This window comes from Staphylococcus lutrae (genome assembly GCF_002101335.1).
GTDB classification, from domain to species: domain Bacteria; phylum Bacillota; class Bacilli; order Staphylococcales; family Staphylococcaceae; genus Staphylococcus; species Staphylococcus lutrae.
Map to the genome: position 1 here is coordinate 347,234 of NZ_CP020773.1, position 26,237 is coordinate 373,470.

The window sequence follows — 26,237 nt, forward strand, 5'->3', positions numbered from 1 at the left end:
TCTATATTTGTAATAATGAAATGGGTAAACCTTCTTCAGACTGAGTGCTATGGGTGCGATATCCCCAAGCAAACACGCCTTTGAGACGTTCCACCTTAAAGTCATCACCGGAGCCATCTTTAAGTCTGTATACCTGTCCCATTTCAATCTCATTTGTATCAATTAAATAACTTTCTGCGATCACAACTTTATTTGCATAAACATCATACTCATTCATAATTCCGTTCATTTCAGCTTTACGCATTTTTTCTTTACTCGTTTGAATCACTTGTAATATTTCTTGTCTATCCATCTCGCTAAAACGTTTTTCAATCATAGTCAATTCCACTTTCCATCATTTTTCGTTGGATATGATCATATTGATACCCTTTTCTTAATAATGCTTCAACCGTTTTCATGTATAAGGGCTTTCCTTCATATTTCTTCTGATATTTATTATAAACTTTCTCTAAATCTCGTTGCAATAAATTATCCACCATTTCTGGATCTGAGGTGAAATCCAGTGCATCCAACACTTTAAAAATCGTATCATGTAGATACCCTTTTTGCTGCAAAGCGTGTTGAACTTTAAGTTTGACTTTAGCTGCCGGTCCTTGCTTCTGATTCATTATTTTATGCGCAAGTTGAACAATGGTGTCAAAGTCTTGTTCTTCTTCATATAATGCAACACCCTCGCCAATTAACGCAGGTTCTACACCGGCTTGTACTAACTTTTGTCGAAATCGCTCTGGACCTTTATCAGTCGTACGCAACATCGTATTTTTCAAACTGATCATGTAATCTCTATGATCAATGAATCGATGGCGTTCACAATAAGCCAGCGCCACTGACACAATGTCCTCTTCAAATCCTTGTCGCGATAAATGTGTATGAATTTCTTTTCGCGTCCTTTTGCGGAAGGATAAATATTGTATCGCTTGGTTCACTGCTTGTTGTACATGTTCCCGATCGCCCAGTGCCTTAAGCTGTCCTGAATCGATAGTATCTCCTTTTTTTATATTAAAAGCAACGAGCGTATCCATTGAAATACCTAACGCAAATGCGTCATCCACATAGATATTAAAACGCTCATGGTTGTTTTTCTGAACTTCTATTTTTGTGATTTTCGGCATGAATCTCCCCCCACTAAAATAACAAAAGGAGTAGTGCACGGATCTAACATGTTGATTAGATATCTATGCGCTACCCACTTCTTTTATTGCACCGTCAACAGTCATTGACACACAATGATAGCCGCTTCATACATCCCATTCGCATTGCTTTTGTTTAAACAAATAAGAAAGGATTGGACTTGTGGTTAAATCTATTATGCCACACTTTAAAGCTAAGCACCAAGCTGTTGCAGTGCTTCTGTATACTGTTGCTCATTGATATATTTTTGTTGTTTCATTTTTTCTAATGTCATTTTCGTTCGATTAATAAATGCTGGTGACATTTGATTCACATGATAAACGGAAGGTGCATTGACTTTACTTGCTAAAATAGCACTTTGTAACACTGTTATATGAGGCAATGCATAATTTTGCTGATTCACTGTCGTTCCAAAATAATAATTCGCGGCCGATTCAATCGTATATTGGTTATCACCGTAGTAAATGTTATTCATATAATAACTCAAAATTTGATCTTTATTATAATGTGACTCTATACGCCTTGCTACAAACATTTCTTTTAGCTTACGTGTAATGGTTTGTTGATTGTCGTAATAATAATTTTTAGCAAGTTGCTGCGTAATCGTACTGCCCCCTTGTAAGCGATCTCTATCCCGCAAAGAAGCAAATATCGCACGTAAACTCCCACGATAATCAACACCTGAATGCTGATAAAAACGTCGATCTTCCACAGCAATAAATGCCCCTTTCGTATAATCTGGCATTTGTGAAACAGGGACATAGCTTGCTTTTTTCTCGATGCTTTGCAAATCATTAACATCTGCACGTTGCGCCATGACATACATTAAACCGATAAATATGGCAACAACCATTACCATCAACAGCAAGATTGTTCTAAAAATCCGACGTGGTCTTTGCTTTTTAGGCGGTTGTCCTACTGGTCGATAATACGTGTTATGATAGGGTTCATTATTTGGCGGTATATTCGCGTGTTTTACCATTCGGTCTTTCCTTTTCATTCATAATGACCTACTTTCTCAATTTCAAATCACTTGTTAATGTGAGTGTAACAAGTCCCACTTCAATTGGCTATACGTTTTCATAAAAATCAGTCTGTAGCATGAGCATGAACTTTGAAAAAATGTTACGACCCGTGAAAAAATGGGTATATGACTGAAAATCAAAGAAATAGAAGGAGCAATTTAATTATGGGAAAAGTAAAAGCAAATATGGCTTTAATTAAAGCATTGCAAGCGTGGGAGATCGATCACGTCTACGGTATTCCAGGTGATTCCATCGATGCCGTTGTAGATGGTTTGAAAGCAGTAGAAGACAAGATTCGATTTATACATGTTCGCCATGAAGAAGTGGCAAGTCTAGCCGCTGCAGCTTATACAAAATTAACAGGGAAAATCGGTGTTGCACTCGCCATAGGTGGACCTGGCGCCATTCACTTGTTAAATGGGATGTACGATGCAAAAATGGACAATGTTCCGCAATTGATTTTATCAGGCCAAGCAGACAGTCACAAACTTGGAACAAAAGCATTTCAGGAAGTGAATTTACCTCAATTATTTGAAGATGTGGCTGTATACAATTATCAACTTAAAGACAATGATGCAGACCGACTATTTGAAATTGTTGATGAAGCCATTCGTACCGCTTATCAGAAAAAAGGCGTTGCGGTTTTAACTTTACCCAATAATATATTAAACACCAAAGTCGATGATCACTTCCCTACTACTGTACCGCCTTATCAACCCGAAATCAAACAACCGTTAAATCATGAAATTCAAAAAGCAGCAAAACTGTTCAATGAAAGTAAAAAACCCGTCATTTTAGTAGGAAAAGGGACCGCTCATGCTAAAACAGAAGTACGTCAATTAATCGAAAAAGGGAAAATCCCAACCATTGTGACACTACCCTCAAAAACAATTGTGGGTGATCACCATCCAAATCAACTGGGTAATATTGGTAAAATTGGCTCTAAACCTTCTTACCAAGCGATGCAAAACGCCGATTTACTTATTTTAGCGGGGACCAATTATCCTTATGTGGATTATCTACCTAAAAAAGATATCCCTGCCATTCAAATCGACGCATCACCAGAAGCGATTGGACACCGCTTCAACATTGATGCCCCTATCGTAGGAGATAGCAAACTTGCCTTACAAGCGTTGACCGAAGCGATTGAACCTGTTTCAAAACGTGACTTTTTAGATGAAATGTTAGCACATAAAGAAACTTGGCAACAGTGGATGGCTGAAGATTTGAAAAATGATGCCAATCCTATTCGTCCTGAACGCTTAATGGATGCCATCAATAAAGTTATTCATGAAGATACGATTATCGCTGCAGATGTTGGAACTTCAACCGTTTGGTCAACACGTTATTTGCAGCTAGGGATTAAAAATGACTTCATCATCTCAAGTTGGTTAGGAACAATGGGATGTGCCTTACCAACAGCCATCGCATCACGTATCGCTTATCCTGGCCGCCAAGTTATCGGCATTATCGGCGACGGGGCATTCGAAATGGTCATGCAAGACTTTGCGACAGCTGTCCAGTATCGCTTGCCAATGGTCCTTTTCATACTAAACAATAGTGAATTATCGTTTATTAAGTATGAACAACAAGAAGCCGGTGAATTGGAATATGGTATTGATTTTAGTGATATTGACTTTGCTAAATTTGCCGAGAGTTGTGGCGGTATCGGATATACTTTGACAGATTCTAAAGATATTGATGGGATTGTGCAAACAGCCGTTCAGCAACATCGTCCAACGATTGTCAATGTATATGTTGATAAAAATGCGGCGCCACTTCCAGGTAAAATTGTACCTGAGCAAGCACTGAATTATGCAAAATGGGCTTACCGTAGCTTAACAGAAGATCATAAATTTATCTTTAAAGAGATGCCCTCACTCTCCACTGCTGTAAAACGATTCTTATAATCATCAACAATGAGGCGCGTGGAATCCAACCCATCATTTCACACGCCTCATTTTTCTTTCTGTCTCTCATCATGCCCTTCACTGCTAAGATTAAAAGTCCTAAATAAATTGTTTATATTAACAACATACAACGATAAAAATTGAAAACGGACATGTGCCTTAGCCCATGCCCGCTTTCAATTCTATTTATTTAAGTTGATTCACAATTTCTCTATTAAAATCATCTAAGTCATCTGGTGTACGACTTGTGACAATATTCTTATCCACCACGACAGATTGATCTACCACATTTGCACCTGCATTAGATAAATCTTTACGTACATTCAATACAGCTGTCACAGTGCGGCCTTTCAACTCATCTGTATCAATTAAGATTTGTGGTCCATGACAAATCGCAAACGCTGGTAAATCTTCTTGTAAGAAATATTTCGCGAATTTACCATATCGTTGTTCAGCGTCACCACGTAATAAATCGGGTGAAAAACCACCTGGTAAAAGTAAACCATCATAATCTTCTGGCTTAGCGTCCGCAATGGATACATCAACACTCACTTTTTCACCATGTTTGCCGACAACTTCTTCCTCTGTCGAATTCCCTATAACCACAGTTTGATGACCTGCCGCTTCAAGGGCTGCTTTAGGACTTGTAAATTCAATATCCTCAAATTCGTTTGCTAATAATACTGCAACTTTTGCCATTTTGCATCACCTTTCTTTGTCTGTCTAGTGATACGATACCCTTTTAAAAATAGTTCAAACATGTTGACCAAAATTAACGTCGTAACTGATTCACTTTCGCTTCTAATTGATCTAACAAATGAATCCATTCATCAATATCAGTAATATCAATATCATTCGGATCTACATGTTCAATTTCATTTAAAAACTGCGTGAGTCTTTCTTTCACTTGATTCATTGTTTGTGGCTCTTTCATACTTTATGATTCTCCTTTATAATTGCAATAGTCATAGTTATATTAACATGGATTTGATAGGACTCAATGTAAAAAATTAAATCTCATGTACTTTTAAGATGAGGAGTTAGAAAAATGTTAACGACCCAAAAGGACCCGATTTCCATAATGAATGATCCATGGGAACCCTATACCGACATAATAGAAAACGGTCAATTGACACTAAGCAATGTAGAGTTTACTACGACTCATTTATGTAATATGCGTTGCAGTCATTGTGCTGTAGGCTATACTTTACAAACGAAAGACCCCGAACCATTACCGATATCTTTAATTTTGCAACGGTTAGAAGAAATTCCAACTTTACGGACGATTTCGATTACTGGGGGTGAACCTATGTTTTCGAAAAAATCCATACGAGAAGTCGTCAAACCGTTACTTCGATATGCTAAACAACGTGGCATTTATGTCCAATTAAATTCTAATTTGACTTTGCCATTAGAACGCTATTTAGATATTGCTGAATATCTTGATGTACTTCATATTTCACACAACTGGGGAACAATTGAAACATTCACAGACGTCGGTTTCGGCGCGATGGCACAACAACCCCCATTAAAAGCAAAATTAAAACTTTATGAACAAATGATAACAAATGCCCGTACATTAAGCGAACAAGGGTTGTTTGTTTCAGCAGAGACGATGTTGAATCGCGGGACGTACCCACACTTAAAAAAGATCCATCGTGAAGTCGTTCATGATATGAAATGTCGGCGTCATGAGATTCATCCGATGTATCCAGCTGATTTTGCAAGTCAGCTTGAAGTACTGGATTTAAAAACAATCAAAACTGCAATTTCAGAATTGCTGGATTTCAGGGATTTAGATACGTGGATGTTATTCGGTACACTTCCTATTTTCCCATGTTTACAAGACGAATTCGATGCGCAGTTACGTCAAAAATTACAACAAGCGCCTAATGTCACAACTCGAAATGATCCAGATGGACGTAGTCGACTCAATGTTAACGTCTTTACTGGAAATGTGATTGTGACAGACTTTGGTGATGAAACGGGCACCATTGCAAATATTCGTACGTCACGATTGACCGATGTGTTTCAACGATGGTTAGAAAGTGCGTTATCTTCAGCTATCAATTGTCACTGTCCTCATTTTAAATGCTTAGGACCTAATATCCTTGTTAAAAACATGTATTATCCAAATGTGGATTTCAAAACACAAGAAGCACGTATGCACCTCAATCATACAAAAACCGTTACAAATGGCACAGAACACGCATACTAACTATTCAAAAAACATGAGACGACAAATCCATAGCGGGTCGTCCCATGTTTTCTTTCTCTTTTTTACAACCATTGTGAGATGAAATCAATGCCTCGATTGTTGACTTTATCCATGCAAAAAGCACGCCCACTACAAGATGAATCATCACTTCATCCATTGTAAAAAGGAGCGTGCCTTGAAAGATCATTTGTAATCAAATCAGTCGTTTCATCTATGTTCAAACAGACTGAAACGCATTAGCCATCCATCATCGTCAATGGCGTTCTTACGTTTTCTATTGATGCAAGAGCTTTATCAAGCCTTTTTCATTCGTCTCATTACACATCTCAACTGACGTGTAACGCCTCTCATTCGAGTGTGTTTTATTGCTTGTATTCCAATTCAGAAATAAATTGTAACGTCTCTTTACTTTCTTTTCGACGTGCTTTTCGACGCGCGACACGTGCTTCAGCTGTCTGATGAAACCATTTTTCTGCTTCCGACTCTGGATAAACAGCCGGAATTTGTGTCGGTTTCCCCTGTTCATCTATAGCGACAAAAGTTAAAAAGCTCAGGGCTGCTAACACTTGTCTATTGTTTGGAATATCCTCAATCAAAATTTGAACACAAATTTCCATAGATGAATTCCCTGCATACGACACCATTGCAATATACGTTAAAATATCGCCCTTGCGAATGGGTTTTAAAAAGTCAACCGAATCCGTTGAGGCTGTAACCACCGTTTGATTGGCATGTTTTTTGGCACATATCGCCGCAATTTCATCTATATTGGCCATCATTGTACCGCCAAATAACGTCCCCAAATGATTCGTATCTTGAGGAAAGACTTGTCTAGATTTGAAAACTTTAGAATCTTGCATTGCTTTTTGATTTATTTTCAATTTGAAACCACCTTTTTATCAATCCAACCAATTTCCGTTTTTAAAGACTTGCTCTTCGGTTCCATCCACTTTAATACCGTAAATATTGAGATCACGACTGCCAATCATAAAGTCAACATGCGTCAATGAATCATTCAAGCCGTGTGCCTGTAGTTCTTCAGATGTCATTGTCGTACCGTTTTGAAGGTTAAAGGCATATGCCGCACCTAAAGCAATATGACATGATGCATTTTCATCAAACAAAGTATTGTAGAATATCATGTTTTTATTTGAAATCGGAGAATCTACAGGGACTAAAGCGACTTCACCTAAACGACGCGCACCTTCGTCTGTGTTCAACAAGTCTGCTAATACAGTTTCACCTTTTTCAGCTTCAAATGCAACGACTTTGCCTTCTTCAAATGTCAATTTGAATCCGTCAATAATTGCGCCGTTATAACTTAATGGGCGTGTATTCGTTACATAACCGTTCACATGTCGGCAGTCCGGAGCAGTAAAAACTTCCTCTGTTGGAATATTCGCGACAAAGACTTGCCCATTTTCAGTGTAACTTGCAGGCTCTTCCCAAATATGCCCTTCAGGTAGTCCGATATGCAAATCTGTTCCTTCTGAAACAAAGTGAAGCGCTTTGTATGCCTTATCATTTAACTGTTTAGCACGAACTTTTAAATTTTGAACATGTTGCTCCCAATTTTTAATTGGATCGTTCCCGTCTACTCTCACAATGCTTAAAATATCTTCCAAAAATCGACTCATCGCTTCTTCTTCATTCAAATCTGGATAAACGCGCTGCGCCCAAGCTGGAGTCGGATATGCTGCTACCAGCCACGGAAAACTGTTCTTTTGCGCTGCCATCATATATGGTTTAAACGCTTGAGCGTATTGAAGTTGTGCCGTTTTAATCTTTTCAGGTGCAATATCGTTTAACAAATGCGGGTCTGCTGACACCAAAGCCAATTGACACGCTCCACGATGCACATAGTCCATGCGTTCTTCAACGTCGTACGGTTTAAGATCATGCTCAAAATAAGATACCGGCTCATATTCATAGGCGAGTCGTTGTAATATTGGGTCGCTATAGTCTACTCTCACATCAGAAGCCCCCGCTTCATATGCTTCCTTGACAATCATTCTTGTGAATTCTATCGTCTCAACTGACGCGCGGATAAAAACAGGTTGTCCTTTCTGAACATTCATACCAAAACGAACGAGTAGTGTCGCATATTGTTGTAATCGTTGCGTTAATGTCATTTAAAATGCCTCCCATTCAAATTACTTTTTTGCTTGACCAAGGGCTTCAGTAATCCCTGTCATTTCACTTGGTGTAAAGTCACGCTTAGATGTGACAAATGCATGTATTTCTTCAATATCTTCGCGGTGTTTTTCTTCATAATGATCTGGGTCAATTAAGCCAGGATTCACTAAATTCAAACGGTCACGAATTTCAATAATCATTTCTTCTATTGATTTTGACATGAATACCATCCTTTCATCCTCCATATTTTATCAAAGTGTTGAATATTTGAAAAATTTTTGTCATAATCTCTTTCGAATGCGTTTAAAAAAAGATAAAATGGGCATATAGATTACAATATGGAGGTTAATGACATGACTACAGTTGCTTTTGTCTGTTTAGGCAATATCTGTCGCTCCCCAATGGCTGAAGCGATAATGCGTCAACGCCTAAAGGATCGCAATATTGATGATATTGAAGTATACTCTAGAGGGACAGGACGCTGGAACCTCGGTGAACCCCCTCATGAAGGCACACAAAAAATCCTGAAGGCACATCACATTCCTTTTGATGAGATGAAGAGTGAATTATTGACAGACAAAGATCATTTTGATTTTGTCATTGCAATGGATCAAAGTAACATCACAAATATCAAACAGATCCATCCTCACCTTAAGGGACAACTATTTAAGCTGTTGGAATTCAGTGATAGGGCAGAAACAGATGTGCCCGACCCATATTATACAGACAATTTTGAAGAGGTATTTGACATGATACAATCTTCTATAGACAATTTAATCAACTTTATTTTGAAAGAGACACGAAAGGGGTAACATCATTATGCAAAACAAATTAATTCCTGGAATTTTACTTGGTGCAACAGTGGGTGGTGCCATTGCGCTTATCGATAAAAATACGCGCCGTTCAGTTCAAACAACACTTCATCAAATCAAAACGGGAGAACGTTCTAGTCAACCTTCTAAATTCAATCAAATCAAAGATGAAATCATGTACTGGAAAAATACGATTGATGAAATCCGCCGTAATAATCCAGAATTAGAACGTTCTTTATTAAATGCAAAAGACACATTAATGGCACGTAAAAACAATAAAAAAATCGGATTATAATGTTCGAAAATAACGACACCTAAAACGAATGACAAGTCGCAACAGCAAGGTATGGACAGCGAATGCAATTTCAAATCGATGCAATACTTAAATTGTAGTCGGTCGCCATGTCGTTCATATGCTTGATATTCGTCTAACTTGATCAGGGCAATTTCAATGCATACTTATGATGCCACGGAATTGCCCTTTTTAATTTTATTGCGAAGGAGATTTATTATGTCTAAAAAAGAAGCGCCAAAAGCGCCTGGGGTTGATTCTTCTAAAACCAAAAATCCAAATGATGACGCCCAGCAAAATACAAAAGAATCGGCGCCTGCACCCGATCGAAAAGGTGATGGGAACGGTGAGATAGAAGCAAAACGCCATTTTGTTAAACCTCAGCCTTTTCAGTCAAAAGAAGCGCCAAAAGAAAATCAAACTTTCTTTGTATCACGTATTAATAAACCTGTGAAATATACAGATCGTCCAAATTTCTTTAATTATTTAATTTATCGAATCGGTAAGGATGATGCTTCAGGCTTGGCGGCACAGCTGGCATACTATTTTATGCTGTCCCTTTTCCCGATGCTGATTTTTATTTTGTCGCTCGTCCCATACTTCAACATCGACCGGGATGTCATCACAGCGCAAATTTCCAACAATGCCCCTGCTGATACCGCTTCGATCATTACTGGTATTATCGATGATGTCATGGGAAATGCCAATGGCGGTCTCTTATCTATCGGGTTGATTTTAGCATTGTGGACGGCATCTAATGGTATGACAGCGCTCATGAACGCTTTTAATGTCGCTTACGATATCGAGGATAGCCGTAACTTTTTCGTTTCAAAACTATTAGCTGTCGTTTTTACGCTATTAATTGGCATCACTTTGCCTTTAACCCTCGTATTATTTACCTTTGGCCAACAAATCGGTAATTTATTATTTGGACCGTTAGGCTTAGATGAACAAGTCCGGTGGGTGTTTAGCGTATTACGAACGGCTTTACCAATACTTGCTGTCTTCATCGTCTTTATCATCATGTACACGTTTGCACCAAACGTTAAAATTAAATTTAAATCGGTATTCCCAGGCGCAATATTCGCCACTGTCGTTTGGATTTTAGGTTCATTGGCATTTGGTTATTACGTGTCAAATTTTGCGAACTATTCTAAAACGTATGGAAGCATTGGTGGCATTATCGTCCTCATGTTGTGGCTGTATATCACAGGCTTTATTTTAATTATTGGGGCTGAAATCAATGCCATTGTCCACCAACGTAAAGTGGTTAAAGGAAAAACACCAGAGGAACAAGTTTATGACGAACTTGAATTTAAAGGCGAGGAAGATCTCGTCCCAGCGTATAACAATTATGGGGAAACAGATGAATCATCAACTGAACAAACGGATCATCAGTCTAGCACACAACAAGCATCTCAGTCATCAAAAGATGAAACAGCGCCATCAGATGACCGAGCGCCACAATATCAATCACCTGAAAAAGCCGAACGAACAAACCCGGGTCGGTCAAAACATATTAAAACAACAGATGAACAATAAGGTTTGTACATGATTGGGAGGAAGTCGTATGACTTTATTAGAACACATATTACAATTCAATAAAAAATTTGTTGCTGAGAAAGCTTATGAAGCCTATGCGACAAGTAAAACACCTTCAAAAAAAGCAGTACTCTTAACGTGCATGGATACGCGTTTACAGGACTTATCCACAAAAGCGCTTGGCTTTAATAATGGGGATTTAAAAGTCGTCAAAAATGCTGGTGCAACAATCAGTCATCCATATGGATCAACAATGAGGAGTTTACTCGTAGGTATCTATGCGTTAGGTGCAGAAGAAATCATTATCATGGGACACAAAGATTGTGGCATGGGCCAAATTAATGTTGAACAGGTGGTAGCAACGATGCAACAGCGCGGTGTTCAGCCACATGTTTTTGACATACTTGAACATTCTGGAATCGACGTGTCCAACTTTTTAAAAGGATTTGACAATGTATATGACAATGTCAAACAAAACATTGCTATGATTTATGCTCATCCACTTTTTGACAATCAAGTCCCTGTACACGGTTTAGTGATTGATCCACATACAGGTGAATTGGAACTCGTTCACGATGGCTATGCCCATGCACATCAAAACAATGAATAACTGAGTTAAAGATGAACAACACGCTTTCCACCATTGCGTTGATAAAATAAAAAATCGGACGAATCACATAAATTTATGATATGCGCCCGTCAAAGTAACCAATTTAAAATTGAAAACTTTGACGGGCGCATATCACAGATGATTGTCCTTTCCATCAGTCCGATTGATGATGACGTCTGATTTTATTATTAAATTAGCGCATCTTAACGTCCTTTTCAATCCCCCTCTCTTATAGGATTCACTTACTCTATTAAGCCATGTTGAAATGCATAAATAACAGCCTGCGTTCTATCTTGAACTTCGAGCTTACTCAATATATTACTCACATGTGTTTTTACAGTTTTAATGGTAATGTGGGAGGCGCTTGCAATCTCTTGATTTGAATACCCTTTTGCAATCAATAATAATATTTCCATTTCCCGCTCTGTTAACAGCTCATATAATTCTGCACGTTGCTTCATACGATTGCGCATTTTAACTAAAACTTCAGCTTCAAATACGGACTCCCCTGCATTGGTTTTGCGGACTGCTTCCGCGATATCATTTGCACTCGTCGTTTTTAATATATAGCTATCTACCCCAGCATCAAGCGCACGATAAACTTCCTTGTCCTCGATGTAACTTGTCAGCATAACGACCTTAATTTGAGGTAAGTCTTTCTTAATTTGTGCTGTTGCTTCTACACCGTCCATATCGGTCATCAACAAGTCCATTAAAATCAAATCCGGCTTAAGCGCATGAGCTTTTTCAATCGCTTCTTTACCTGAAGCCCCTTCCCCTACAACTTCAATATCCGGTTGTGTTGATAAATAACTTGAAATACCAATACGAACCATTTCATGATCATCTACAAATAATACTTTAACTGTCATGTTTAGCCTCCTTTTCAAGTGGTGCTTTGACTTCAATTCTTGTTCCTGCATCGGGCAATGACACAATATGCAATGTCGCTCCAATTTCAATGGCACGCTCTTGCATATTTTTTAAACCATAACTTTGTTCCAATTGATCATTCACATTAAATCCAATCCCATCATCTTGAATACGGAGCAACAAATGATCTTTAAGTTTTAATAATTCAACCGTCACTTGAGTCCCTTTCGCATGGCGTAATGTATTGGAAATCGCTTCTTGTGTAATTCTAAACAAATGATCTTCAATCCCTTTTGGCACTTCAATTTCATCAATTTCTTGAACGACTTTCATCGGAACTTTCCGCTGTAAATCTGTCACAAGCGATTTAATCCCCTCACCGAGTGATTTATTTTTTAATCCAATCGGTCTCAAATGAAGCAACAACGCACGCATCTCCAACTGTGAATCTTGAATCATTTTCTCAAGTGTTGGAATTTGTTGATCAAGGGGTGGCGCTAATTCCGTTTCTTTAATCGCAGACAACATCATACTAGCTGCAAAAAGCTGTTGAGAGACACTGTCATGCAATTCACGTGCGAGCCTTTGTCGCTCATCTTCAATTATTTTTTTCACCTTCAAATCATTTAAATTATATGATTCATTCGTTAAATTTTGAGTTTTAATTCGCATTTTATGAAGGGACTGATTAAGAGGAACCAATGCTTGATAAAGTTCAATGGTTTCATTATAGAGTTCAATTTGTTGGTCATTAATCCCTACCGTCTCACCTTCAAATGCGCGCTCAATTTGTTGTTTGAGCCAATCGTTTTGTTGATTAATTTTATAAGCAAGCACACTCCCAACGATAATACACAAAAAGATAACGACTAAGTTTAAAAATATGAAAACCGGTATCCCTAAAATTTGTGTATAAAACATCCCCTGGAAATAAATAATGTTAGTAAAAACTTTATCAATAAAAAAGAACGTCGTTAACATACTGTAAACGAGTATTAACATCGATCCAATGGCTCGGACGTAATGATTCATCGATAAATCACCTCAACATCTCCAATAAATGTTGAAATGAATAAATTCACTGTATAATTATCAGGTTTATGCTGAGATTGTTTTTGGATGTTATTATTTTCAATTTTAAAATGTTGCTGATCGAGTGACACATTCCCATAAAAAGCGGCTACATTTAAATTCACATTATAATTAAGGGGAACGATGACTTGAACCTTGCCTACAATATGTCTTATGACGATATGGTTTTGCATTTTTAAATTTGCAGCTTTCGTCATATCAACGACGATATCCCCAATGCCGTGTTGAATTTGTAAATCTTCCCATTTATAAACATACACGGGTGTTTTTTGTTCACCAAACCATTTTTGTTTAATAAATGAGGGCGTATGCACATCTTCATCAATTGATACAATTTCAAGTGGACGTCTTTTATACTTAATATACCGAAATGCGACGATAATCATAAAAATAAATAAAATCATCAGCGTATACTTATTTGATAATAATGTGAATAAGATCATTAATGCGCCAATCCAAAAACATAACAAGCCACGCACTTTATGAAAATAAATATAACCGACATACATTAAAATACTGCCTAATAACAATACAAATAAAAAACCTATCTTTTCAAAAAAGATATAATACAGATTTGCAATAATCATCAGCGCAGTAAAAATAATCAGTAGTTCAGTCGAAATATATTTTTGTGTCATATTTCCACCTTTCTAGTATGCATACATTAATGATTGAACAAAATCACATTCCTTTTTCATATTACCTTTGTCCTGACTGAGTTTAAGGAAGTAATGTTCTAACTGTGCATACGTTGTTTCAATTTCATTCAAATCGTTTTTTATCGAATTGATGTCACCACTTTCAATATTTTTCGCACTTGAAATATGGTAATCATTCATTAAGTCGATATATTTATTTTCCAGTTCAATCGTTCGTCTGTCAATCATCATTCTCATTTGAGATTTTTTACGTTGAATATAAGTCATCGCACAATCAATGTTTCGAATTTGAATGTCCAAGTGATTTAAATATTGACTTAACCATTGACGATAGACGTTACGAAAAAACGTTTCAAGATCTTTTTTTATTAATTGTAACATTGCAGAATCACCTCTATGTTACAACTATTATAAAATGGTTCTATAACCATTTTAATAGGCTACAGAACCATTTGCTGTTCAGACTTAAGTCCGAACTTCTATCCTTCACACTCGTCTAATTTGGTTGTTAAAATTGGGCCATCTTTCGTCACAACAACTGTATGTTCAATTTGAGCGACATAGCTTTTATCCTTCGTTTCAAAAGCCCATTCATTTTTCCCCTCGATAACGTAACTTGCATTAGATGAAATAAACGGTTCAACTGCTAAAACCATCCCTTCTTTCAACAAAGTTTTTTCGTGAGGATCAAAATAATTCAATATATGCTTAGGCGCTTCGTGTAATGACTGCCCTACGCCATGTCCTGTTAAATTTTTAATCACTTTTAAGTCATTTTTACGTGCAACGGCATGAACAGCTTTACCGATTTGACTTAATTTAGTGCCCGGTTTGACTTTTTTCATCGCTGCTTCAAACGCTTCCTCAGCAATATCACACACTTTTTGTTTCATCGGATCATCCGTTTGACCCACGACAAATGAAATCCCTGTATCCGCATAGTAGCCATTTTTAAGTGCTGATACGTCAATGTTCACGAGATCTCCTTCACGTATAACACGTTGACTTGGGATGCCATGCGCAACCTCTTCATTGACACTGATACACGTTTGACCAGGAAAATTTTCATCATGAATCGGTGCAGAAATAGCCCCTGATTTTTCAAACATTTCTTTGGCGATTTGATCTAATTCTTTCGTTGTCACCCCAGGTTGAGTGGCAGCACGCATTGTATCACGTATTTCTGCACAAATCGCACCTATTTCTTTTAATGCTTGTAACTCTTCTTCTGTTTTTACTATCATTGTTATCCCGTTCCTTTTAAAATTTTGTATAGCCTTATTATAACAAAAAAATTTTGATATACTAATCATGAAGTATGAAATAGGAGTTATGAACTATGAAGGAGAAATGGTATAAAAATTTAGTCGGCGCCCGCACTTTGAAAACAGGTCTTGCAACTTTCTTGACCGCTTTATTTTGTCTATCACTGAATCTTAATCCTATTTTCGCAATTTTATCCGCTGTTGTCACAATTGAACCGACGATTAAAGCTTCCATTCGTAAAGGATATAAGCGACTGCCTGCTACAGTCATGGGGGCATTTATAGCCGTTGTATGTACTTATTTTTTAGGCGACCAATCCGCACTCACATATGGTTTGACAGCAACCCTCACCATTTATCTCTGCATTCGCTTTAATTTACATGTAGGGATTAATGTTGCAACCTTAACTGCACTCGCCATGATTCCAGATATTCATGATCATTATGTATTCAATTTCTTTTCACGTTTGCTCACTGCTTTTATCGGTTTGGGGACAGCAGGCCTAGTGAATTTTATTATATTACCCCCGAAATATTATGACCAAATCGATCTACTTATCGCAAAAACTGAAAAAGAAATCTATCATTTGTTTGATTTGCGTATGAAAGAGTTAGTCGTAGGACTCTTCCATTCGAAAAAAAGTGATCAAGCAGTGGAAAAACTTCACGTACTCAATACAAAAATAGAAGCATTAATCGGCTATCAAAAAGATGAATTGAATTATCATAAAAATCGCAGTCAATCAGAAGCATGGTTGCGACTAAGAAAACTTACCAACCATGCTCATGAAAATCGACTCATGATTACACATTTATCGAATATTATTTATCTTCCTAATGATGCCATGATGCTCTTTAATGACGAAGAAAAAATTGCGATGATTTCGATATCACAAAGAATTGATCAAATTATTAATTGTGGTACCTTCATCCCCGATCAACAAGCCGCATCAATATTAAAAAGTTCAGTTAAAGGATTAAACGAGTTCGATAATCATCAAGTTAAAATGCATACCATCTATGAAATTTTATTGATTTATCGTATCTTACTTTTAAGATATAAAGTAAAATAAGTACCCTGATGCGCATAAGACCATCAGGGTTTGCTCTTTTTTCATCAATCAGGATACTCCTTCAAGTCACATCCCTCACTTTATTATATTATTCAATAATATATAAAAAATGTAGGGAAATCAGCACTTCTCAAATACTGATTTCCTACATCATCGTATTTTTATAAAATAATGACTTCAATATGACAATAAATCATTAATTTCATATACACGATATTTCATCGTATTTTTTAAATGTAATTGATTCCGAGACCAAGAATCATATTTTTCATATAATAATGCAACCTTATGATTTGGCGTCTCTGTTAATGCTGAATAGGAATAGCCTACATTTTCACCATTCACTTGATGATGATGAATCCATTTCATATCAAGTGTTTCATGATCAACCCAACCTATCCAAATTTGACCATTATTACGGCCTTTGATTGAGTTTGGCGTACTTAGAATAATGATATCCTTTCCATCTACCTTTTGCGAATACTTGATTACAGAAATCTGAGTCCCATATCTTGTTTGGTTCATCTGACTTAAATATTGAATTTTATCCCATGTATTACCATTATCTAAACTCGTCATGTAGCCTATTTTACCTGTCGTTGTCCTTAAAAAGACCCTTATTACATTGGGTTGTAGTTCAATCATTTGTGCTTCAGCTGTTGCATTCGCAAATGGCAAAGTTGCTTTTTTGGAATGCCACGTCAGCCCATGATCATCACTATAAATAAAGATGAGCCCTTGATTCATATAAGAGGAAAAGATGAGCCGTCCATTTGATGTGGCTAGACCTTGTCCTGGGCTTAAATATGTCGCATTGTGATTCAAACCTAAAAGTGGTGGTAAAATTGTCGGATGCTCCCAATGTTGTCCGTCCATACTTGTTGTATACGATAAGTAGTTTGTAGGCGTCACTTTAAAGAGCGCATCTTTATAAAAAATATTCATCTTAACTTTTTTATTTTTATGATACTCTTGTAGCTGTGTGCCGTTAAACTTTACACTATACTGCGATACGTACAAATATTCATTATTTTTAAGCAAATGATAATCTTGATCAACTTTATATTCCGTTGCAGTCTGTTTTTTATCATCAAAAATCAAACCATCTTCTCTAATTGAATAGTTGTAATCTCTTTCATTGTTTAATCTTAATTTCAAATAATATTTTCCATTTATTTGCTTGAATCCTGAATCATTTTTTAGCGCATTATTGTTCCCTACACCAGCCGGCATCGTATCAGCCATTAAAAATATTTTGTGCGTAACTTTATCTTGTAAAATTGCTGAATCAATAAACGAAGCACTGCCTTGGATTTGCTTATTTTTGCCAATATTATCTCTGGGCCAATCAATTAATTGATTGTCGTAGTCATGAAATTGTAATGCGAAAGTAGGCGTTGACCATGTATTTCCATCTTCACTAATAGAAGTGGCAATGTTAATTTTACTTTTTGCATCATGCGTTCCACCGTATCGCGCATCAGCACTTGCAATTAACTTACCATTATCTAAAGTATACAATACTGGAATTCTAAAGTAGTTTGCATTTGTAGCATCACCTGATTTGAAAATGGCTTGGTCTCCAACCGCAGTGTTAGCAGCTTTCACATTTTGATTCGAAAGTAATGATAACATCACAGCAAGCAAAAGTATGAGGACAACATTGAAAGTCCTTTTCATCATGCATTAACCTGTAACCTTTCACGTTCTTCTCTCAATTCTCTTGCAATTCTATCCGTTGTCTTTTTATTCATTGGGTAACCAAAGATTAATATCAATGCTGCTACTAAGAATAATACTGCCGGTAAAAGGTTAGAAATCATATAAATTCTCTCTTGAACCGCTGCAGATTGAAGTATACCTCCAGTTGTAGAGGATTGGTAGCCAATTAATGCAAGCATAAATCCTCCGATCCCTCCTGAAAATGCTTGAGCAACTTTTCTTGCAAAAGAGTTTAAACCGTAAACTGTACCATCTTCACGTAATCCAGTGTTATATTGGTGTGCGTCAATAACATCTGTGATTAAAGCCCATACGATAACGTTAAACACTGAATAGCCAATTGTTGCGAAAAACATTAATGTGACATATACCCATGCATTGGTTGTATGCAAGAAAAATAGTAGAAAAAACATAATTGATGAGAATGGCAGAGCAACCATTGTTACTTCTTTTTTACCGAATTTTCTTACAAAATAGATTGTAGGTGCTGCTACCAAGACTACAGTCCCCCAGTTAAATAACATTGCAATAGACATCGCTTTTGGATTGTGGAAATAATCATTAAATAAATATGTTGTCGTTGTACCGTATAAAATTTGTGTTAATACAACAAAGAAGTCCACAATAATTAATATCAAAATCGCTCTGTCAGTAAATAGTCCTTTTAATAGTTTACCCACTGTCACTTTTTCTTTTTTCTTAATTTGTACACGTTCAACTAACATGTGATGAATAATATTGTATATAATAAACGCAATCGAACAACTGATGATTGCGATAATAAAGAAACGCATACCAGAGATGGTCTTTTCACCGTGTGCATTTGTTGTGTAGATAAACATAGGAATTAAAAATCCTGTTGAAGACATCCCAATTGCCGCACCCACACTTCTGAATGTTGATAATGCTGCACGATCATCTGGATGGTCACTGATTGCCGCTGCCATTGAACCGTATGGAATATTGATTGCAGACAATACTACACCAAAAATTAAATAAGTGACAAAAATGTATGCAATTTTAGCACCGTCATTCCAATCGTGAACTAAAGGCAAAAAGAGCAATAATGAAATCATACAAAACGGATATTTCATACGTCTAATCCACGGTTTAAATCGTCCTTCAGGCGTTAATTCCGCTACATCAATCATACGTCCTACTGATACATCGGCAAATGCATCAATAATTCTTGAAATTAAAAATAAAATCCCTACAATACTTCCTGCAATACCTAATACGTTAGTGTAATAAATCATTAAAAAGCTGTTCACAAGGCCGAGAATCGCATCATTACCAATGTCACCTAACATATAACCAATTTTATCTTTCATTCCAAATGGCTTTGCATTCACTTTGATTGCAGTCATATTTTGACTGTTTGAAACTGCACCTTCTTTTTGTTTCATATCTTACATCACCTTTTTAATGTATTCCTCTTTGATGCTATTTGGCGTCAATAATTTCACTTAAAGCAACTTTTCTATCCTCTACGTTGGATAGTGTTGCCGCATCTGCTGTGGCAATCGCTTCCTCTGCTGCCGTACCATCTAAAAGTTTCAAATATTCTTCCGATACCTCTTTACCATGCAGCACTTCGTTAAAAAACTTCATTTCTTTTTGAATTAAAGTATTTAACCATAAAGGCGTCCGCTTACCAGGATGACCGTATTGAATAGCCCCATCCATTTCTGTACCATGATAAATTTGTGTACGATTATCGTCTTCTTCTTGTGTTTCATGAATTAAGAAATGTGTTTCTTTTCCATCTACTCTTAAAGTTCCACCCGTATCATACATATTTAACATGATGGCACCTTTAGTTCCTTCGATTAGGACATAGTGTTCACCCCATCTAAAAGCTGAACCCCATTCAAGATGTGCATAGCGATTGCCTGAAAATTCTAAATTCATCATAATAAAATCATCTTCGTCACCAAACGCTTCTCCTTGGTGTGCAATGTCAGAGGCCGTCATCGTTACTTTTTCAGGTAATCCTCCCATGATGAACTGAACACAATCTAATTCATGAATATGATGATATAAGTGCCCCCCTGATTGATCTCTCATTTTCTTCCAAGAAATACTAGGTTGTGCCTCTTCCCAACCATTCCGAGTTGATTTTACAAACAAGATGTCCCCAATCACACCTTTTTGAATCAATTCTTTTGCATGATGTACCCCATTGAAAAAGTTCATGATATGACCCGCCATAAATGTTACGCCTGCTTCTTTACAAGCCGTTACCATATCCACACAATCTTGATAATTTAATGCAATTGGCTTCTCACAAAAAACATGTTTTTTATTTTTGGCTGCTTCAATCACAGGTTCTTTGTGTAAATGATTAGGTGTTGCCACAATCACACAATCTACCGCTTCATCCGTAACTAATTCTTGTAAGTTCTTTGCGCATTTACACCCTAATTCTGTAGCAATTGTTTCTCCATTTTCTGGATCATAGACCGATACAATTTTAGCGCCTTTGTTTTCTTGCATTGCTCTGGCAAGTTCTGCACCAAAATATCCTGTACCCACTACCCCATAACCTATCGTTTTTTCTAACATTTGAAAAACCCCTTTCTAACATTATGTAAGCCTTTTCAAATTATATATTGAAATTTATTTAATTACAATGACATTAAATTATGAAACAGATTTCAAAGTGCATATTATTTCTGAATTTTTATAGAAATCAAGGTAATTCATACCTACTAATCATGGATATTCTCTTATATTTGTTACAATATATGGGTTTAAAGTCATATGTATCAGCTATTTTTTCTAAATAATCTGAATATTCACGTTATTATAGTATCCTTTTGAAAATTTATTTCACTATAGTCTCGCAATTTATTTTTCATATTTCAGCATGATTTAACATTCTAAGACAGTGGCTGATTGCCCTGCAAACCTCCAATTACTTTGGTATATTAATGTAGTGATGATGTCATACCCTTTCAAAATCGTAAATCTTTATTATTCCTTGTATCAGAGAAAATCGGGTGAATCATTAAAAGAGGATAAAACCACAATGGAATAATTATCCATCCTGATTTTATCCTTATTTTCTCATCGATTAATTTGGCTAAAAGCAACGGTGTAACCATTATCATATTTAACATCCCATGCTTTGCTTTTCACGACTTGCAATCAGACTAACTGTTATTCTCAACTTAAAGATACATAAATTTTAAGAGACTTGTGTATCGGCTGATCCTCTATTGAGGCCTTCTTAAATATCATGCTTTACTATTTTTGCGTGCGCGTTCAATTAAAACACGTTTCGCTTGTTCTTCTTCAGTATTTTCAATATTCAAAGGTTCGAACGGAATGCCTTTGCGCTCTGCAGCTGCTGCAAGCAAATAATCTGTCACTTCATGATTTTTAGGTAAGATAGGTCCATGTAAATACGTTCCTAATAGATTTTTATAATGTAAGCCTTCTTGCCGATCTGTATCATTATTTCCATATCCGTACGTTACTTTTCCTAATGTATCATAAGGATGATATGTACGACCTCCATGGTTTTCGAAACCGACAATCGTTCCAAAAGTGTCACTTTCAATCACAATATCCCCTGTTAAACGATCAGTTCGGGACTCTGTGTAAAAATCTAAAATATGTAACCCTTCCAATTCTTGTCCATCCGGCGTCACATACTTTTCACCTAAAAACTGATACCCCCCACAGACTGTTAATCCTGGCAATCCATCTTCAATCGCTGCTTTAAGTTCTGTTTTAATCTTCCGCAACGATTCCGTTGCTAAACTTTGTTCACGGTCACTTCCCCCACCAATAAAGAAAATATCCGCTTTGGAAAGATCAACGTTTTCTGTATCATTAACATCTACAACATGTAACTGTATTCCACGTTGTTTTGCACGATATTTCATAGCGATAATGTTCCCAATATCACTATACAAATTTAATTTATCTGGCATAAAGTGATACACCGTTAATTCTTTCATTTTATTCCGCCTCCTTAAAAGAGCGATTCAATTGTTCTAGCATAGGTGCTAAAGAGGTATAGTTAGGAATAGCGACTGTAAAGCTATCATATGCCATTGTACGTGCTGTCGCCTTGTGAATATCTTTCTCGACGATGACCGGTGCAGACACTTCAGCAAGTTTTAAGCGGAGTTGCAACTCTTCAGCACGTGTACCTGTCACAATAATGGCTTCAATCTCCTGCTGATTTAATTTTTCAAAGTCCGCATCGTATATCCATGACGTATCTCTACCATCTGCTGCATTATCATTCAAACTAAACACATATATTTTTGATTCAGTGAGCTTTTCACCCATTGCAATCGAGGCATTCATCCCAGCAGGGTTTTTCGCTAAATTGATCAATGCTTTTTTATGTCCTTTTTCAAAATATTGCATACGTCCATTATCTGAAGTATACGTTTCAAAGCCTTTACGTATCGCCTCATCATTTAAACCGAGTTCTCTTAATACCGTATACGCTGCGAGTGCATTATAAGCATTAAAATCTCCAGCAATTTTCATATCAAAGGTTGTCCCATTCACGCACATTGTGAGAAACGGATTAACTGAAAATGATGAGATTTCATACTGTGGCGTCTGACGATTGAATCCGCACTGACATGTAAAATGCCCCAATTGATTGTAGTGGATATGTGTGTAATTTAACAACGCACCACAATTTGGACAATAACGACTTTCATTCATTGTTGACTGTTCAAATGCATAAGCATTCGCTTTCATTCCATAATATGTAACGTTATCGCTGGCCACTTTTAAACGTGTCACAAAAGGATCATCCGCATTCAAAAGTAACTGAATGCCTTTATTTTGAATGGCTGAAATGATACGATTCACCATTATATCAATTTCACCAAAACGGTCCATTTGATCTCTAAAAAAGTTAGTCAACACCATTTTTGTCGGTGTGATTTCATTTAAAACACGGGGAATTGAACCTTCATCAATTTCAATAATCGCAATTTTTGTATCAGCAGTCGATTGAATGATAAATGCAGACGTAATACCTGCCGCCATATTCGCCCCTTCATTATTGTGAATAATATTAATATGATTTGCTTTTAATGTATGACCGATTAAATTGGAAGTTGTTGTCTTACCATTGGTTCCACTAACAAAGACCACTTCGTCTACACGACTCGCCAATTTTCGTAATATGTTTTGATCCACTTTTCGCGCGACTTGTCCTGGTAAGTCTGTTCCTTTACGTCCGATTGAACGACTTGCTTTTCTAGTCAATTTTGCCAAATTAATTGCTGTCCATTGTCTCATATTCAACATTCTCCTCCGATTTCCTACAATATTATAACATGGCAACTGAAATTACCAAATGAAAAGATTAATTTGATTCAAAGCCATACGATGCCCCATAAAACAACGCTACTTGATACTCGATTGACGCGAATTCACTTTGAATATTCCCGCCTTTTATGTAAAATAAATACTGTACCATCAATTTAGAGGGGTGACTGATATGTTAAATGAAAAGTTATTACAGGCATTAAATCGCCAGATGAATCATGAATTCTTTGCCGCACATGCCTATATGGCGATGGCCGCTTATTGTGATTCAAATTCGTACGAGGGCTTTGCGAATTTCTATCTTCAACAAGCTAAAGAAGAACGTTTTCATGGTCAAAAAATATATGATTATATCAATGATCGTGGAGAAAAAGCATTATTTAGCCAACTTGATGCACCAAAAGTTGATTTCAATAGCATTGTTGAAACGTTTGAAGATGGTTTGAAACAAGAACAAGATGTGACACGCCGCTTCTATGACTTGTCAGAGATTGCACGTGAACATAAAGATTACGCCACAATTTCATTTTTAAATTGGTTTTTAGATGAACAAGTCGAAGAAGAATCGATGTTCGAAAAACATATTGATTATTTAAAACGAATTGGTGACGACGCAAATGCGCTTTACCTTTATGAAAAAGAGTTGGGTGTGCGTCAATTTCAAGTTGAAGCATAATTTGGATAATGAATATTTTTCATTAGTTTGAGATTAAGGGTGGAAATACGACGGTGTGCATTGCATCGGAATTTTCCACTCTTTTTCATTATAATTTGTAGTTATTATTCATAGAAGGACTTGTCTTCCAAGATTTATGTCAAAATCAATTGGCCACATTGCCCGCTTCCACTTTTCATCTTCTTGCTTTGTTGTGATGTCTTTCGTCATTGTGCTAGTATAGAGTTAACATTTTGAAAGGATGTGAGATAAGAGATGGCGAACCATTTTGTTGCCTTGGATTTCGAAACGGCCAATGCAAAACGGACAAGCATTTGTTCGATTGGGATGGTCAAAGTTGTTGATCATGAAATCGTGGCCACATTTAATACACATGTCAATCCGAACGATTACTTTTCTCCACGTCATATTGAAATCCATGGCATCCGTCCTACAGATGTGCAAGATGCCCCTTATTTTACAACCGTTTATCCCTATATGATGTCATTTATTGGGTCACTTCCCGTTGTGGCACATAACGCTGCCTTTGATATGTCCGTCCTACATGCCAGTATTCAGGCTGCGCAACTTGCCACACCTCGTATGACTTACTTTTGTTCGTATCAATTGGCAAAGCGTACGATTGCGACAGAGCGTCATGGACTTAAACACATGATGGATCATTTCAAACTTGATTTTCATGGGCATCATGATGCGTTAAATGATGCTCAAGCCTGTGCAATGATTACGTATCGCCTGCTCAAACATTACCCGAGTCTGGACCATGTGCTTCAAATTTATGGAAAACAATTGACCGATAAAGACGAACTATAAAAAATCATATATTGTCATATTTCTAAAAAAAGCATCCTGTAAGCCCCCCACTGTCACACCAACGAGTCGTATAGGAACTTCTGCCTCTTTCAACTCATAATACAAATCAAAAGCTATTTGATATATTTCCTCTGCATCTCTGACGGGGGTCAATAAACTTTGTTGTTTTGAAAAGTTTTCGAACTGTCCTGTTTTAATTTTAACGGTAACCGTTCGACCCGCCTTGTTTAATTGTTCAAGCCGTTGCGCAATTTTCTGACTCAGCATTTCAATTTTTTGCAGTATTTCTTCATCATCATTTGTATCAAGTGAAAAGGTCCGTTCTGCCCCAACACTTTTACGAACCCTTTCTGACTTTACTTCTCTATCATCATGCCCCCTTACCCGTTCATACAAATGGTGCCCACGTTTACCGAATAGATATACCAATTCTCGTTCCGATTTTTCATATAAATCACGCCCATTGTAAATGCCATTTTTATGCATTTTTTCTTTCGAAGCTTTCCCAACACCTGGAAAATCTCCGATATCTAGAGCCATTAAGATGTCATGAACATGTTGATAATCTATAATCGTTAAACCATTCGGCTTATTCATACCACTCGCGAGTTTCGCTAAAAACTTATTATACGAGACACCTGCGCTTGCTGTCAGCTGTGTTTTTAAATATATGTCACGACGAATATATTGTGCAATTTTTGAGGCTGGAAGATCCGGGCGCACAAGTTCAGTAATATCTAAGTAAGCTTCATCTAAAGAAAGCGGTTCTACCCACTCAGTATAGCTTTTAAAAATGTCCATAATATCTTGAGAAGCTGCCTTATATGCTTCAAAGCGCGGGGTGATGTAGTAACCATCCGGACACAATTGGTATGCACGCGCCATTGGCATTGCAGAATGTACCCCCATCGCACGCGCTTCATATGACGCAGTAGAAACGACGCCTCGACCACTTGCTTTCCCTCCAACGATAACCGGTTTACCCCGTAAGTTCGGATTATCTCTCACTTCAACTTGTGCAAAAAAGTAATCCATATCAATGTGTATGATACGTCGCGCTTTCACCGAGATTCCTCCT

General features: G+C 36.9%; 29 protein-coding genes. 9 read left to right on the top strand and 20 right to left on the bottom strand.

What is annotated here, in order from left to right; genetic code table 11:
• Position 1: 1 nt before the first annotated feature.
• From B5P37_RS01785 to sgtB, 3 genes are all read right to left on the bottom strand, one after another.
• Positions 2–316 (bottom strand): YfhH family protein, encoded by a 315-nt coding sequence (locus B5P37_RS01785; RefSeq protein ID WP_085236476.1) that lies wholly within the window; start codon positions 314–316, stop codon positions 2–4.
• Positions 309–1,112 (bottom strand): recombination regulator RecX, encoded by an 804-nt coding sequence (gene recX / locus B5P37_RS01790; protein ID WP_085236479.1) that lies wholly within the window; start codon positions 1,110–1,112, stop codon positions 309–311. Before recX ends, B5P37_RS01785 begins: the two co-directional genes overlap by 8 nt.
• 212 nt (positions 1,113–1,324) lie before the next feature.
• Complete coding sequence (gene sgtB / locus B5P37_RS01795; RefSeq protein ID WP_085236481.1) at positions 1,325–2,131, bottom strand: monofunctional peptidoglycan glycosyltransferase SgtB; 807 nt, start codon at positions 2,129–2,131, stop codon at positions 1,325–1,327.
• A gap of 189 nt (positions 2,132–2,320) precedes the next feature.
• On the opposite strand from sgtB, the gene B5P37_RS01800 reads away from it, so the two are divergent.
• Positions 2,321–4,066 (top strand): pyruvate oxidase, encoded by a 1,746-nt coding sequence (locus tag B5P37_RS01800; protein ID WP_085236483.1) that lies wholly within the window; start codon positions 2,321–2,323, stop codon positions 4,064–4,066.
• 186 nt (positions 4,067–4,252) lie between these two features.
• On the opposite strand, the gene B5P37_RS01805 is transcribed toward B5P37_RS01800, so the two are convergent.
• Together B5P37_RS01805 and B5P37_RS11875 are read right to left on the bottom strand one after the other, a co-directional pair.
• Complete coding sequence (locus B5P37_RS01805) at positions 4,253–4,765, bottom strand: type 1 glutamine amidotransferase domain-containing protein (protein WP_085236485.1); 513 nt, start codon at positions 4,763–4,765, stop codon at positions 4,253–4,255.
• 73 nt (positions 4,766–4,838) lie between these two features.
• Positions 4,839–5,000, bottom strand: a complete 162-nt coding sequence (locus B5P37_RS11875; protein WP_169710757.1) for an SE1561 family protein — start codon at positions 4,998–5,000, stop codon at positions 4,839–4,841.
• A gap of 114 nt (positions 5,001–5,114) precedes the next feature.
• Between B5P37_RS11875 and yfkAB the strand changes: the two genes are divergently transcribed.
• Complete coding sequence (gene yfkAB / locus B5P37_RS01810; RefSeq protein ID WP_085236487.1) at positions 5,115–6,284, top strand: radical SAM/CxCxxxxC motif protein YfkAB; 1,170 nt, start codon at positions 5,115–5,117, stop codon at positions 6,282–6,284.
• 4 nt (positions 6,285–6,288) lie between these two features.
• Here yfkAB and B5P37_RS11880 read toward each other — a convergent pair whose 3' ends face one another.
• The 4 genes from B5P37_RS11880 to B5P37_RS01825 all read right to left on the bottom strand — a co-directional run bounded on the left by B5P37_RS11880 (position 6,289) and on the right by B5P37_RS01825 (position 8,641).
• The gene (locus B5P37_RS11880) at positions 6,289–6,441 is read right to left on the bottom strand and encodes a hypothetical protein (RefSeq protein ID WP_169710758.1); all 153 of its coding nucleotides are present in this window, start codon (positions 6,439–6,441) and stop codon (positions 6,289–6,291) included.
• Positions 6,442–6,646: 205 nt separating this feature from the next.
• On the bottom strand, positions 6,647–7,144 hold the full coding sequence (locus B5P37_RS01815) for an acyl-CoA thioesterase (protein WP_085238396.1): 498 nt from the start codon (positions 7,142–7,144) through the stop codon (positions 6,647–6,649).
• Positions 7,145–7,183: 39 nt separating this feature from the next.
• Positions 7,184–8,416 carry an aminopeptidase gene (locus B5P37_RS01820; protein ID WP_085236489.1) on the bottom strand — a complete coding sequence of 411 codons (1,233 nt, stop codon included), beginning with the start codon at positions 8,414–8,416 and terminating at the stop codon, positions 7,184–7,186.
• A 21-nt stretch (positions 8,417–8,437) separates the two neighbouring features.
• Complete coding sequence (locus tag B5P37_RS01825; RefSeq protein ID WP_085238397.1) at positions 8,438–8,641, bottom strand: DUF1128 family protein; 204 nt, start codon at positions 8,639–8,641, stop codon at positions 8,438–8,440.
• A 132-nt stretch (positions 8,642–8,773) separates the two neighbouring features.
• Here B5P37_RS01825 and B5P37_RS01830 point away from each other — a divergent pair, with 132 nt between their 5' ends.
• The 4 genes from B5P37_RS01830 (at position 8,774) to B5P37_RS01845 (ending at position 11,676) form a co-directional block, all read left to right on the top strand.
• The gene (locus B5P37_RS01830; protein ID WP_085236491.1) at positions 8,774–9,232 is read left to right on the top strand and encodes a low molecular weight protein-tyrosine-phosphatase; all 459 of its coding nucleotides are present in this window, start codon (positions 8,774–8,776) and stop codon (positions 9,230–9,232) included.
• A 7-nt stretch (positions 9,233–9,239) separates the two neighbouring features.
• Positions 9,240–9,527 carry a YtxH domain-containing protein gene (locus tag B5P37_RS01835; RefSeq protein WP_085236494.1) on the top strand — a complete coding sequence of 96 codons (288 nt, stop codon included), beginning with the start codon at positions 9,240–9,242 and terminating at the stop codon, positions 9,525–9,527.
• Between the two features lie 216 nt (positions 9,528–9,743).
• On the top strand, positions 9,744–11,066 hold the full coding sequence (locus B5P37_RS01840) for a YihY/virulence factor BrkB family protein (protein WP_085236496.1): 1,323 nt from the start codon (positions 9,744–9,746) through the stop codon (positions 11,064–11,066).
• A 28-nt stretch (positions 11,067–11,094) separates the two neighbouring features.
• Positions 11,095–11,676: a beta-class carbonic anhydrase gene (locus B5P37_RS01845; protein ID WP_085236498.1), complete on the top strand. Its 582-nt coding sequence runs from the start codon at positions 11,095–11,097 to the stop codon at positions 11,674–11,676.
• A gap of 242 nt (positions 11,677–11,918) precedes the next feature.
• Here the strand turns inward: B5P37_RS01845 and vraR are convergent, their stop codons facing one another.
• The 5 genes from vraR to map form a co-directional block, all read right to left on the bottom strand.
• Positions 11,919–12,548: a response regulator transcription factor VraR gene (gene vraR / locus B5P37_RS01850; RefSeq protein ID WP_085236500.1), complete on the bottom strand. Its 630-nt coding sequence runs from the start codon at positions 12,546–12,548 to the stop codon at positions 11,919–11,921.
• Positions 12,538–13,581, bottom strand: coding sequence for a sensor histidine kinase (locus B5P37_RS01855; protein WP_085236502.1), 1,044 nt, complete (start codon positions 13,579–13,581; stop codon positions 12,538–12,540). The genes vraR and B5P37_RS01855 overlap by 11 nt, the downstream gene beginning before the upstream one ends.
• Positions 13,578–14,279 (bottom strand): cell wall-active antibiotics response protein VraT, encoded by a 702-nt coding sequence (gene vraT, locus B5P37_RS01860; RefSeq protein WP_085236504.1) that lies wholly within the window; start codon positions 14,277–14,279, stop codon positions 13,578–13,580. Before vraT ends, B5P37_RS01855 begins: the two co-directional genes overlap by 4 nt.
• A 12-nt stretch (positions 14,280–14,291) precedes the next feature.
• Positions 14,292–14,681, bottom strand: coding sequence for a hypothetical protein (locus B5P37_RS01865; RefSeq protein WP_085236506.1), 390 nt, complete (start codon positions 14,679–14,681; stop codon positions 14,292–14,294).
• A 98-nt stretch (positions 14,682–14,779) separates the two neighbouring features.
• On the bottom strand, positions 14,780–15,544 hold the full coding sequence (gene map / locus B5P37_RS01870; protein ID WP_085236508.1) for a type I methionyl aminopeptidase: 765 nt from the start codon (positions 15,542–15,544) through the stop codon (positions 14,780–14,782).
• 95 nt (positions 15,545–15,639) lie between these two features.
• Between map and B5P37_RS01875 the strand changes: the two genes are divergently transcribed.
• On the top strand, positions 15,640–16,638 hold the full coding sequence (locus B5P37_RS01875) for an FUSC family protein (protein WP_085236510.1): 999 nt from the start codon (positions 15,640–15,642) through the stop codon (positions 16,636–16,638).
• Positions 16,639–16,815: 177 nt separating this feature from the next.
• Here the strand turns inward: B5P37_RS01875 and B5P37_RS01880 are convergent, their stop codons facing one another.
• The 5 genes from B5P37_RS01880 to murT all read right to left on the bottom strand — a co-directional run bounded on the left by B5P37_RS01880 (position 16,816) and on the right by murT (position 23,640).
• Positions 16,816–18,321, bottom strand: coding sequence for a sialidase family protein (locus B5P37_RS01880; RefSeq protein WP_244898625.1), 1,506 nt, complete (start codon positions 18,319–18,321; stop codon positions 16,816–16,818).
• Positions 18,318–19,766: an MFS transporter gene (locus B5P37_RS01885; protein ID WP_085236514.1), complete on the bottom strand. Its 1,449-nt coding sequence runs from the start codon at positions 19,764–19,766 to the stop codon at positions 18,318–18,320. The genes B5P37_RS01880 and B5P37_RS01885 overlap by 4 nt, the downstream gene beginning before the upstream one ends.
• A gap of 37 nt (positions 19,767–19,803) precedes the next feature.
• Complete coding sequence (locus tag B5P37_RS01890; RefSeq protein WP_085236521.1) at positions 19,804–20,925, bottom strand: Gfo/Idh/MocA family protein; 1,122 nt, start codon at positions 20,923–20,925, stop codon at positions 19,804–19,806.
• 674 nt (positions 20,926–21,599) lie between these two features.
• Positions 21,600–22,328, bottom strand: a complete 729-nt coding sequence (gatD, locus tag B5P37_RS01895; RefSeq protein WP_085236523.1) for a lipid II isoglutaminyl synthase subunit GatD — start codon at positions 22,326–22,328, stop codon at positions 21,600–21,602.
• A 1-nt stretch (position 22,329) separates the two neighbouring features.
• Complete coding sequence (murT, locus tag B5P37_RS01900) at positions 22,330–23,640, bottom strand: lipid II isoglutaminyl synthase subunit MurT (protein WP_085236526.1); 1,311 nt, start codon at positions 23,638–23,640, stop codon at positions 22,330–22,332.
• Positions 23,641–23,842: 202 nt separating this feature from the next.
• On the opposite strand from murT, the gene B5P37_RS01905 reads away from it, so the two are divergent.
• Both B5P37_RS01905 and B5P37_RS01910 read left to right on the top strand, forming a co-directional pair.
• Positions 23,843–24,346, top strand: coding sequence for a ferritin (locus B5P37_RS01905; protein ID WP_085236529.1), 504 nt, complete (start codon positions 23,843–23,845; stop codon positions 24,344–24,346).
• Positions 24,347–24,601: 255 nt separating this feature from the next.
• On the top strand, positions 24,602–25,159 hold the full coding sequence (locus tag B5P37_RS01910; RefSeq protein ID WP_085236532.1) for a 3'-5' exonuclease: 558 nt from the start codon (positions 24,602–24,604) through the stop codon (positions 25,157–25,159).
• Here the strand turns inward: B5P37_RS01910 and dinB are convergent.
• The gene (gene dinB, locus B5P37_RS01915) at positions 25,154–26,224 is read right to left on the bottom strand and encodes a DNA polymerase IV (RefSeq protein WP_085236535.1); all 1,071 of its coding nucleotides are present in this window, start codon (positions 26,222–26,224) and stop codon (positions 25,154–25,156) included. The two genes, B5P37_RS01910 and dinB, sit on opposite strands and share 6 nt — an antisense overlap.
• Positions 26,225–26,237 lie beyond the last annotated feature (13 nt).

Excerpts from the sequence above, each read along its gene's own strand:
- B5P37_RS01825 (WP_085238397.1), bottom strand. The coding sequence starts at position 8,641 with ATGTCAAAATCAATAGAAGAAATGATTATTGAAATTCGTGACCGTTTG.
- B5P37_RS01840 (WP_085236496.1), top strand. The coding sequence starts at position 9,744 with ATGTCTAAAAAAGAAGCGCCAAAAGCGCCTGGGGTTGATTCTTCTAAA.
- vraR (WP_085236500.1), bottom strand. The coding sequence starts at position 12,548 with ATGACAGTTAAAGTATTATTTGTAGATGATCATGAAATGGTTCGTATT.
- B5P37_RS01905 (WP_085236529.1), top strand. The coding sequence starts at position 23,843 with ATGTTAAATGAAAAGTTATTACAGGCATTAAATCGCCAGATGAATCAT.
- B5P37_RS01880 (WP_244898625.1), bottom strand. The coding sequence starts at position 18,321 with ATGATGAAAAGGACTTTCAATGTTGTCCTCATACTTTTGCTTGCTGTG.
- B5P37_RS01800 (WP_085236483.1), top strand. The coding sequence starts at position 2,321 with ATGGGAAAAGTAAAAGCAAATATGGCTTTAATTAAAGCATTGCAAGCG.
- B5P37_RS01845 (WP_085236498.1), top strand. The coding sequence starts at position 11,095 with ATGACTTTATTAGAACACATATTACAATTCAATAAAAAATTTGTTGCT.
- B5P37_RS01815 (WP_085238396.1), bottom strand. The coding sequence starts at position 7,144 with ATGCAAGATTCTAAAGTTTTCAAATCTAGACAAGTCTTTCCTCAAGAT.
- gatD (WP_085236523.1), bottom strand. The coding sequence starts at position 22,328 with ATGAAAGAATTAACGGTGTATCACTTTATGCCAGATAAATTAAATTTG.
- B5P37_RS01890 (WP_085236521.1), bottom strand. The coding sequence starts at position 20,925 with ATGTTAGAAAAAACGATAGGTTATGGGGTAGTGGGTACAGGATATTTT.
- B5P37_RS01785 (WP_085236476.1), bottom strand. The coding sequence starts at position 316 with ATGATTGAAAAACGTTTTAGCGAGATGGATAGACAAGAAATATTACAA.
- B5P37_RS01805 (WP_085236485.1), bottom strand. The coding sequence starts at position 4,765 with ATGGCAAAAGTTGCAGTATTATTAGCAAACGAATTTGAGGATATTGAA.
- B5P37_RS01885 (WP_085236514.1), bottom strand. The coding sequence starts at position 19,766 with ATGAAACAAAAAGAAGGTGCAGTTTCAAACAGTCAAAATATGACTGCA.
- B5P37_RS01875 (WP_085236510.1), top strand. The coding sequence starts at position 15,640 with ATGAAGGAGAAATGGTATAAAAATTTAGTCGGCGCCCGCACTTTGAAA.
- B5P37_RS01865 (WP_085236506.1), bottom strand. The coding sequence starts at position 14,681 with ATGTTACAATTAATAAAAAAAGATCTTGAAACGTTTTTTCGTAACGTC.
- yfkAB (WP_085236487.1), top strand. The coding sequence starts at position 5,115 with ATGTTAACGACCCAAAAGGACCCGATTTCCATAATGAATGATCCATGG.
- sgtB (WP_085236481.1), bottom strand. The coding sequence starts at position 2,131 with ATGAAAAGGAAAGACCGAATGGTAAAACACGCGAATATACCGCCAAAT.
- B5P37_RS01855 (WP_085236502.1), bottom strand. The coding sequence starts at position 13,581 with ATGAATCATTACGTCCGAGCCATTGGATCGATGTTAATACTCGTTTAC.
- murT (WP_085236526.1), bottom strand. The coding sequence starts at position 23,640 with ATGAGACAATGGACAGCAATTAATTTGGCAAAATTGACTAGAAAAGCA.
- B5P37_RS01835 (WP_085236494.1), top strand. The coding sequence starts at position 9,240 with ATGCAAAACAAATTAATTCCTGGAATTTTACTTGGTGCAACAGTGGGT.
- B5P37_RS01820 (WP_085236489.1), bottom strand. The coding sequence starts at position 8,416 with ATGACATTAACGCAACGATTACAACAATATGCGACACTACTCGTTCGT.
- B5P37_RS11880 (WP_169710758.1), bottom strand. The coding sequence starts at position 6,441 with ATGGATGAAGTGATGATTCATCTTGTAGTGGGCGTGCTTTTTGCATGG.
- B5P37_RS01830 (WP_085236491.1), top strand. The coding sequence starts at position 8,774 with ATGACTACAGTTGCTTTTGTCTGTTTAGGCAATATCTGTCGCTCCCCA.
- B5P37_RS11875 (WP_169710757.1), bottom strand. The coding sequence starts at position 5,000 with ATGAAAGAGCCACAAACAATGAATCAAGTGAAAGAAAGACTCACGCAG.
- vraT (WP_085236504.1), bottom strand. The coding sequence starts at position 14,279 with ATGACACAAAAATATATTTCGACTGAACTACTGATTATTTTTACTGCG.
- B5P37_RS01910 (WP_085236532.1), top strand. The coding sequence starts at position 24,602 with ATGGCGAACCATTTTGTTGCCTTGGATTTCGAAACGGCCAATGCAAAA.
- map (WP_085236508.1), bottom strand. The coding sequence starts at position 15,544 with ATGATAGTAAAAACAGAAGAAGAGTTACAAGCATTAAAAGAAATAGGT.
- recX (WP_085236479.1), bottom strand. The coding sequence starts at position 1,112 with ATGCCGAAAATCACAAAAATAGAAGTTCAGAAAAACAACCATGAGCGT.